The organism is Siculibacillus lacustris, assembly GCF_004328075.1.
Lineage (GTDB): Bacteria > Pseudomonadota > Alphaproteobacteria > Rhizobiales > Ancalomicrobiaceae > Siculibacillus > Siculibacillus lacustris.
This window is the reverse complement of the sequence record NZ_SJFN01000032.1, coordinates 45,233-53,913: the sequence shown is the minus strand read 5'-3', so window position 1 is coordinate 53,913 and position 8,681 is coordinate 45,233. Positions and strand designations below refer to the sequence as shown.

6 protein-coding genes are annotated in these 8,681 nt (G+C 71.9%); 1 reads left to right on the top strand and 5 read right to left on the bottom strand.

Going from position 1 to position 8,681, the window contains the following annotated elements; translation table 11 throughout:
- A partial coding sequence (locus tag EYW49_RS23625) for an OmpA family protein (RefSeq protein ID WP_265937405.1) occupies window positions 1-1,817 on the top strand: 1,817 nt, incomplete at its 5' end.
- Window positions 1,818-2,894: 1,077 nt separating this feature from the next.
- Here EYW49_RS23625 and EYW49_RS18005 read toward each other — a convergent pair.
- The 5 genes from EYW49_RS18005 to EYW49_RS17985 all read right to left on the bottom strand — a co-directional run bounded on the left by EYW49_RS18005 (window position 2,895) and on the right by EYW49_RS17985 (window position 8,151).
- Window positions 2,895-3,797: a DMT family transporter gene (locus tag EYW49_RS18005; protein WP_131311017.1), complete on the bottom strand. Its 903-nt coding sequence runs from the start codon at window positions 3,795-3,797 to the stop codon at window positions 2,895-2,897.
- Between the two features lie 129 nt (window positions 3,798-3,926).
- Window positions 3,927-4,223, bottom strand: coding sequence for a DUF2218 domain-containing protein (locus EYW49_RS18000; protein ID WP_131311016.1), 297 nt, complete (start codon window positions 4,221-4,223; stop codon window positions 3,927-3,929).
- Between the two features lie 2 nt (window positions 4,224-4,225).
- Window positions 4,226-4,852 (bottom strand): PadR family transcriptional regulator, encoded by a 627-nt coding sequence (locus EYW49_RS17995; protein WP_131311015.1) that lies wholly within the window; start codon window positions 4,850-4,852, stop codon window positions 4,226-4,228.
- A 160-nt stretch (window positions 4,853-5,012) separates the two neighbouring features.
- Window positions 5,013-5,867: a protein-methionine-sulfoxide reductase heme-binding subunit MsrQ gene (locus tag EYW49_RS17990; RefSeq protein ID WP_131311014.1), complete on the bottom strand. Its 855-nt coding sequence runs from the start codon at window positions 5,865-5,867 to the stop codon at window positions 5,013-5,015.
- 103 nt (window positions 5,868-5,970) lie between these two features.
- Complete coding sequence (locus EYW49_RS17985) at window positions 5,971-8,151, bottom strand: dihydroxy-acid dehydratase domain-containing protein (protein WP_131311013.1); 2,181 nt, start codon at window positions 8,149-8,151, stop codon at window positions 5,971-5,973.
- Between the last annotated feature and the right edge of the window lie 530 nt (window positions 8,152-8,681).

Below are 8,681 nucleotides of genomic sequence, written 5' to 3'. Positions count from 1 at the left end.
CGCCCCCGCCGCCGGTCCGCGTCCAGCCCGTCGCTCCGCCGCCGGTCCGGGTCGCCCCGCCGGCGCCCGCCCAGCCGCACCCGGTGCTCCAGGCGCCGGTGCGGATCCAGCCGGCCCCCGCCGCGCCGGCTCAGGTGCGTCCCGCCACGCYGGTGCCCCCGGCGCCGGCCCGTCCGGTGGTACCGATCGCTCCGGCACCGGCCCATGTCGCCCCGCCGGTGGTCGCGCCGGTGACGCCCGCCCCGATTCGCCCGTCGGTCCCCGCCGCGGGTCCCGGTCAGGCCCACCCGCCCGCCGGCCTGTTCCCGCCGCGTCCGCCGGCCGGTCAGGTGCCGGGCCAGCCGCCCGTCGGCCAAGCGCCGGGCCAGCCGCGCCCCGGCGTGCCGGTGACCGCTCCGGCCACGCCGCCCGCGCCCGCCGTCGCCGCCCCTGTCGGGACTGCCCCGGTCGTGCCGTCCGCCCCCGGCGTCGCCGTGCCGGTCACGCCGCCCGCGCCGGCGGTGGCCACGCCGCAGCCCGCCCCCGGAACGCCGCCCGTCGGTGCCGGCGGCATTCGCCCCGGCGTTCCGGTCGCCCCCGGCGTCGGCCTGCCGGGCAGTCCCCAGCCGGTCATCGGTCAGCCCGGAACTCCCGGGCCGGTCCGCCCCGGTACGCCGCAGCCCGGCGGTCCCGGCACTCCGGTTCCGGGCGGCCCCGGCGCCACGGCCCCCGGCACCCCCGGCGGCCCGGTCGTCGGTCAGCCCGGCGTCGGCGGACCGGGTGGTCCCGGCATCGCCCGGCCGATCCCGCCCCAGCCCGGCGGCCCGACGCCGCCCGCGCCGGGACGTCCCGGCATCACGCCGCTCGGCGGGGCGGCGATCGGCGTCGGTGTCGGTCTGGTCGGCGGCTACCTGCTGTCGGGGGCCGGCGGCGGTCCCAAGCGCCTCGACGACGTCCACCAGCAGCGGCAGCGCATCGATGACGGCGGCGTCACCTACTACCGCGAACCCGGCCGCACCATCGTCCAGGACGAGGGCCGCAGCTTCGTGCGCCACGACGAGACCGAACGCTTCCGCGAGCTCGGCTACCCGGTACACACCGAGACCCGCGGCGATCAGATCGTCTCGACCTGGGTGCGTCCGGACGGGACCCGCATCATCACCATCACCGATCCCGACGGACGCCTGGTGCAGCGCATCCGCGAATATCCCGACGGCCGCCAGGTGGTGCTGATCGACAACGGCTTCCGGCCGCGTCCCCGCCATCCCCGCGAGGAGATCGTGATCCTGCCGCCGCCGGTGCTGGTCATGCCCCAGGACCGCTATGTGGTCGACGCCGATCGCGCCGACGAGACGCTGATCTACGACACCCTGATCGCACCGCCGGTGACCCGCGTCGAACGGCGTTACAGCCTCGACGAGGTGCGGGCGAGCCCCGACCTGCGCGCCCGCATGCGCAGCGTCGACCTCGACACCATCACCTTCGACACCGGCTCCTGGGAGGTCACCCCAGATCAGGCCCGTCGTCTGGCGGTGATCGCCGAAGCCATCCGCAAGGCGGTCGAGGCCAACCCCAGTGAGGTCTTCCTGATCGAAGGCCACACCGACACGGTCGGCTCCGACCTCGACAATCTGTCGCTGTCGGATCGCCGCGCCCAGGCGGTGGCCGAGGTCCTGACCCGCGACTATCAGGTCCCCTCCGAGAACCTGACCACCCAGGGCTACGGCGAGCAGTACCTCAAGGTGAAGGTCGACGGCCCGTCGCGGGAGAACCGCCGCGTCACCGTCCGCCGGATCACGCCGCTGATCAACGAGCCGACCCCGACCGCCCAGCCGTGATCGCCCGCTGTCCGACCCCGCGAGGGGGCCGGGCGGCGGCCTTCACCGGGGGCGCACGCCGCCGCAGTCTCTGCATGACCCGAGCCGCCCGTGGACCTCCGCGGGCGGCTTCGTCGTATCGGCGGGATCCGGTGGTGACGGGTTCGGCAGTGGTCGCCGGGCCGCGTTCGGGACACGGTATCTTCGTGTGGAATCGTTTCGTGAAGGACCGGAATCGGGATCTGAAGAAGCCGAATCGATACTTTAAGAGCGGATCGAAAAATGTTTCGGAACAGTAGCTTGAGCGAGGGGGCGGAATCGCTTTCCGCACGGCTGCGGACTCGGCTTCTCGCCGCGGCGGACTCGGATTCTCAACATGAAGTCCGCCCCTCGGCCGGGACGGCGACACGCCTTTCCGACCTGCGCGCCGGACGCGCACGCCGTGCGGCCGCTCGGCTTTCGGGGGCCGGGCCCAGCGGCGATCGTCTCCGTCCGCGCTATTCCGTCGCCTCGACGTGGGTCCTTTCGAACGCGTGCGAGGATTTCCGATGCGTCGAAGCGGGTGGCCGGACGCGTCCCACTCGAGCCGTCGTCCCCGGCGGCGCGGCACGCGCCGGGAAGGGGACCCAAGGACTTTTCGATGCGTCCAGAGGCCGATGGGCTCCCTTCCCTCGCTTCGCTCGCCGGGAGCGACGGTGGAGAGCGAGGGTCGGCGAAAGACGGGAGGGTTCTTCGAGGGGAGAGGACGCCGGGCGGCGGCCTGCGGAGCGAGCCGAACCGAAGCCGCGCCGATCTCGGCGATCGTTCGCCGCTGCGATCGCTGCTCGTCGCCGAGGACGACGGCCCGCGGTCGCCTGCATCCTGAATCGGAACATGAGGACGCCGCGCCGGCAGTCCCGCCTCGGACGTCCGGAATCGGAATCGGAATCTGAGGATGAGGCGCTTCGTCCGGACTCTCGATGTGAAGACGCGTCGCCGGGCGATCCCCGGGCGACTCTGCGGCACCCGCGGAGCGATCCGCCTGCCATCCGCGGCCCCGGCCTTTCGCGGGCGACGCTGCGGCACCCGTGGCGCGTTCCGCTCGCGTCCCGCGACCGCTCAGGCGGCGGGCGGCGCTTCGGCCGGGGCCGCCTCGGGCCGACTCGGCCACAGCTGCACCAGCACGACCGCCGCGAAGATCGCCACCATGCCGGCCCATTGGCCCGAGCCGAGGCTGTCGCCGAGCAGCAGCGCCCCGAAGGCCGCGGCGAAGGGCGCCTCGGCCGCGAAGATGATCGCCGCGTCGGAGGCCTGGGTATGGCGTTGGGCGATCGCCTGGATCGAGTAGCCGACGCAGCCCGAGAGCAGCCCGGCATAGGCGACCTCGGGCGCCGCGGTCACGATCGCGTCGAGGCTGATCGGATCCATCACCATGGCCCAGGCGCCGCAGGCGAGGACGATCGCCGCCGCCTGCACCGCGACCAGCATCAAGGGCCGCGGCACCGCGCGCATGGTCCGGCCGATCAGCACGATCTGGATCGACCAGGCGACCGCGCCGAGGGTCACCAAGAGGTCGCCGATGGTCCCGCCGCCGCCCAGCCCGCCCGACAGCAGCCAGGCGCCGAGGAGCCCCAGCGCCGCCGCCGGCCACACCGCCGCCCCCGGCTTCTCGTGGGTGAGCGCCAACGCCGCGAAGGGCGTGAACAGGATGTAGAGCGAGGTCAGGAAACCGGCGTTGGCGACCGAGGTGGTCAGCAGCGACACCTGCTGCAGGATGTTGCCGACCAGGAAGGCCAGCGCCACCAGGATCATCGCCCCCCAGCCGCGCCGCGAGATCGGCCGGCTCGCCCGCTGCGTCTCGCGCAGCACGAAGGGGGCCATCACCACCAGGGTGACGGCGAAGCGCAGCACCAGGAACCACATCGGCGACAGAACGCGCATCGCCGTCTGCTGCGGCACGAAGGCGCCGCCCCATACGGCGGCGGTGAGGAGCAGCAGGAGATTGGCGGTGAGGCGGGACATGACGGCTCCGGAGGCGACCACGAGCGGCGACCGTCGGGTCGCCGTGCGGCGTTCATAGGGCCTGGCGTCGCGCCTCGCCACCCTTTCGTCGGGCGGTCGTCCAACAGGCCGACCGTCGGCCGCGGGCGCTCACGTGGCGGCCCAGGCCACGGCGAGCGTCTCGCGGAAGGCGAAGCGCACGAGATGGCGCTCCACCACGTCCTGGAGGTCGGCGAGCCGGGCGGCGTCGTCGCTCGCCACCGCGAGGTCGAGCCGCTCGGCGGTCGCCGCGAGGGTCACGGGGCCGAGGGGAAAGTCGATCCGGCCGGCGGTCGGATCGAAGGTCGTCGGCAGCTTGTGGGCGAAGTGCTTGCACAGCTGCTGCAGGTAGCGCGAGGCGTCGGCGGTGGCGATCTGCGCCACCGCCCGGAACGAATTTTCGGTCATGGTCAGAGCGTCTCGATCCGGCGGGCGGTGTCGTCGAGCAGGGCGGCGAGTGCTGCGACCTCACCGTCGGCGAGCCGCCGCGACGACAGTTTCAGGCGCAGGGCGAGACGGAGATTTTCCACCGCCCGCACCAGCCGCGGATCGCGGTCGCCGGAGCGTTCCTCCTGGACGGCGCTCATCCGCGCCAGATTGTCGTCGGCCTCGGCGCGATTGGCGGCGAGCGCCGCCCGTCCCGCTTCGGTGATGGCATAGAGCTTCTTGTTGCCCTCGGCCGCCGCGACCTCGACGAGGCCGGTCTCCTCGAGCAGGGTCAGGGTCGGATAGACCACTCCGGCGCTCGGCGAATAGGCGCCGCCGACCTTCTCCTCGATGTCCTTGATGATCTCGTAGCCGTGGCGAGGCTTCTCGGCGAGCATCGCCAGAATGACCCAGCGCAGGCCGCCGTGGGTGAACATGCGCCCACCGCGACCGCCGCCGCGTCCGCCCCGCCCACCACCGAAGGGGCCGCCGCCGAAGGGCCCATGGCCGCCGAACGGTCCGTGCCGTCCGCCGAAGCCGAAGAACGCCCCGATGTCGTCGCCGTCCCGGGAGAAGCGCTCGCGGCAGGCATTTCTGATGTGTCCGAACATGTGTTTCGATCCTTTTTTGATATGTCGATATAACAGCTATATCGAAATCGCATCGAAACGCAAGCGTGATTTCGCGACCGGCGGAGGCCGGTGCGAAGTCGGGGGCAGCGCGAGGGGAAGGGGGCGGCGAAGCGCGAGGGGAGGGCGCGGCGCGCGCGGCCTATCGGACCCGCCGAGCGGGCATCTTGCGGCGGACCAGATGCGCGACGACCAGCGCCGTGGCGGCGATCGCCCCGGCGATCCACGACGGCGGGATGCGATAGGCGGCGTCGAAGTTCGAGGCCAAGAGCCCCGTCGGCGAACGTCCGGTCTTGAGCGTGAACCACACCGCTTCCATCGCGCCGCCGCCGATCGACGCGACCGCGGCCGCGACGATCGCCGCGACGATCGAGGTCGCGCTGCCGCGCTCCGCCGCCAGCCGGATCGCCAGCCCGGCGCAGGCGACGCCGGTGAGGATCGCCCCTTGGGCGAGATCGAGCTTGGACTGCAGGAACACATGGACCAGCGCCAGCAGCACGATCGGATGCACCAGCCCGTGCAGCCGCTTCCACGCCGCCCCGCCGAGACGTCGAATCGCTCCGTCGGTCGAGGTCACGCCGAGGGCGACCAGCCCGGCCAGCGCGACGAAGCCGATCGCCAGATAGGGCCGTATCAGGATTTCGGTGGCGATCCGCCCGGCATCCCAGCCGAGATCGGCCATGTACAGCGTGACGTGGAGAAGCGCCGCCACCAGGGTCGCCACGCCGATCATCCGCCGCACGCCGATCAGCTCGGATCGTCCCGAGACCTGGCGCAGCGGCGTCACCACGATGGTCAGGATCAGCAGCCGTACCGTCCAGTCGCCCGAGTCGTGGATCGCCTCGGTGATCGGCCGCGGCCCGAGATCGCCGGCGAGCGTGCGGGCGGCGAGCAGGGCCAGCGGCACCCACAGCAGGGCGAACACCGCGGCGCGCAGCCGCGAGACCCGTCCGGCGCGATCGAGCCACGGCAACCAGTCGTTCGAGATCCACCCCATGCCCGCCCCGTCTCCTCGCTGCCGCGTCACCCGCGTCCGACAGTTACGGTCCGGCGCGCCGCAGGGTTACCTCCGGGGCGATCACGACCTCGCGATCCGGCGGTCAGCCCTGCCAGGGCAGGATCGCCCGCCGATCGACGGCGAGGGGGACGACGCCTTTTTCGGCCGAGGTGGTGTCGTCGATCCACGAGCAGGCGGCGACCTGCCACTTGCGCCGCTCCATCCGCGCCTGCCGCTCGGCGACCAGGGTCGCACGCTCGGGCGTCGGCGCCGCGGCGAGCGGCTCCAACCGGCCGGCGAGGAAGGCCGCCGGGTCGAGGAGATCGATGCGGCGCTCGCTGAGTCGCACCCACAGGAGATCGCCGGTGACCAGCGCGCCGATGCCGCCGCCCTCAAAGGCCTCCGGCGTGACGTGGCCGACGCAGGCGCCCTTGGTGACGCCGGAATAGCGGCCGTCGGTCATCAGGATCGAGGTCCGCTCGAGGATGCCCTGGTGGCGCAGATAGGCCGAGGGGGCGAACATCTCCGGCATGCCGAAGGCCTTCGGACCCTGACCGGCGATGACGAAGGCGAAAGCCAGCGTCCCCTTGACCACCATCTCTTCGACGCTGTCGCCGACGTCGCCGCCGTTGACCGCGCGCAACCGGTCGGTCAAGGCCGCCGGCAGGATCATCGTCTCGGCGAGGGTCTTGACCAGATCGGTCGACTGCAGTTCGCGGTTGCAGTCGGTCTCGTTCTCGAAGTGGCGCACCAGGAACACCCGGCCGTCGAAGCGGCGGACCTGCTCGGTCGCCATGCCGGCGACCTTCAGCGTGCAGGACGAGAAGAAGTTGCCGCGCATCACGTCGGTGCCGGAGAGCGCCCGGATCGGCGTGGTGCGGATCACCGAGCGCTCCTGCGGCAGGTCCGGCGACACCGCGAAGGGCAGGGCGGCGATGCGCTCTCCCCAGGTCTTGCCGGTCACCGTCGGCGCGTCGAGGTTCATCGGCACGCCGAGATCGGCGAGCACCTTGACGATGCTCTCGAGGCCGGCGTTCTGCCCGGCCTTGGCCTGACAGGCGAGGGTATAGGTGTCGCGGCCCTCGGTCAGCGAGTGGGCGAAGATGTCGGGCACGGGATGGGCGTCGCGCACCTTCTCGTAATCGAACAGCGTCACGTCGAAGCCGGCATGGCGCATCACCGCCGGCATGTGCAGCATCAGGTTCGACGACGAGCCGGTGGCGTTGTGGACGCGGATGGCGTTGGCGTAATTGGCCTTGAGGATCTCGCAGACCGCGAATTCCGGCTTGTTGATCATCCGGAACAGCGTATCGACGCTGGCCTCGACGATCGACAGCTCCGGCTCGGCGATCAGCAGCTCGGCGCCGCGCGGCACGAAGCCGAGCGCCGAGACCAGGGTGCGCGAGGAATTGCCCGTGCCGTTGAAGGCGCAGATGCCGCCCTTCTCGTCGCAGGTCGCCGCGGCGAGTTCGTCGAGCAGACGATCGGCCTCGGGGCGATCGACGATGCCGCGACCGACCGCGCGGTTGAGTTGCCCGAGGAAGGCCTCGCCGGACGAGCACTGCAGGATGTAGCGGCTGTTCTCCTCGATGTCGGCGGCGAGCTGGGCGTCGCCGGCGGCGATCGCCTTGGCCTGGAGGTCGGCGAGCTTCGACCGCGTCGCCTTGGGGATGGTGCCACCCTTCAGCACATGCGCCGGCACGAACACCGCCCACACCGGCGCGGTGCCGCGCTCCGGCTCGCGCCGCGCCCGGTCGGCGGCCGCCAGCCCGGAGAGGATGCCGGTCGGGGTCTTGTCGCAGCCCGACATGACGTAAGCCGCGTGGTAGCTGTGGCCCTCGAAGTTGATGTTCACCGCCATCGCGGTGTGATTGCGCGAGGCGAGCGAATAGCTCTGGCCGATGTTCGACTGCGCCGTGCCGTCGCAGATCACCGGAATGCCGAAGGTGAAGGGCACGCCGCCGTTCTGCCAGACCCGGGCGGCGGCGCGTAGCGCATGCTCGTGGTCGGCGAGATGGGCGGGATGGTCGGGCGAGCCCTGGATGATCGCGATGCGCGGCCGATTGGTCGCCAGTCGCTCGACGATCGCCGCCAGCGAGAAGTCGCCGAGCCCGCCGAAGTCGGGATCGTCCACGAGCAACGCCTCGGCGCGGGCGAGCAGGGCTCGCACGGTGATCGGCTCGTTCGACAGCCCCTGAATGCAGCTGCGATAGGGATTGTACGCCTCCTCGACGAAGAGGTCGGCGAATTCCGGATTGATCGGGGCGTTGGTCGAGGCGGTCATGAGGGCGACTTTCGATCTCTGGATGTCCGAGCTCGGGCCAGCGCGGTCGGCGACGAGTCTCGGATCTTCGTTCATACGCCGGACATCGGGCCGCCGTCGACTTGGGGATCTGACCGGTACCGACGTCGGACGCGCCCGAGGTCGGGAACACCGCGGCGCCGACGAAGTCTCCGGGCGCCCCGCCGGCGCCCCGCCGGCGTCCGGTTGCGCAGTCCCGGCGCGAATGCTTCGTCGTCGCGTGCCGCAGTCGTCGCGGTCTCCAGAGACCCGGGCGTGGGGCCGTGGATGTGCAGACCGTGTTTCGCCCGGTCGGTGCACGGCGCCCGCGCGAACATCACCGCCCCGCCTCGGGTCTCGGCCTGGGGCGCGACGCGCCGGACGGCTCTGGACCGAACGGATGTCGATGATCTTGCCACGGCCACGCGGCATCATGGGACGTGCCACGGCTCGGGAGACGCAGAAGACACGGATCGAGGCGACGTCGATGATCGCATCCCCGTTCTTCGGCGTAAAGTCCTCGAGGCGCGCGC

Bases quoted from the DNA above. Each gene is read 5' to 3' on its own strand.
- EYW49_RS18005 (WP_131311017.1), bottom strand. From the start codon at position 3,797: ATGTCCCGCCTCACCGCCAATCTCCTGCTGCTCCTCACCGCCGCCGTA.
- EYW49_RS17985 (WP_131311013.1), bottom strand. From the start codon at position 8,151: ATGACCGCCTCGACCAACGCCCCGATCAATCCGGAATTCGCCGACCTC.
- EYW49_RS17995 (WP_131311015.1), bottom strand. From the start codon at position 4,852: ATGTTCGGACACATCAGAAATGCCTGCCGCGAGCGCTTCTCCCGGGAC.
- EYW49_RS18000 (WP_131311016.1), bottom strand. From the start codon at position 4,223: ATGACCGAAAATTCGTTCCGGGCGGTGGCGCAGATCGCCACCGCCGAC.
- EYW49_RS17990 (WP_131311014.1), bottom strand. From the start codon at position 5,867: ATGGGGTGGATCTCGAACGACTGGTTGCCGTGGCTCGATCGCGCCGGA.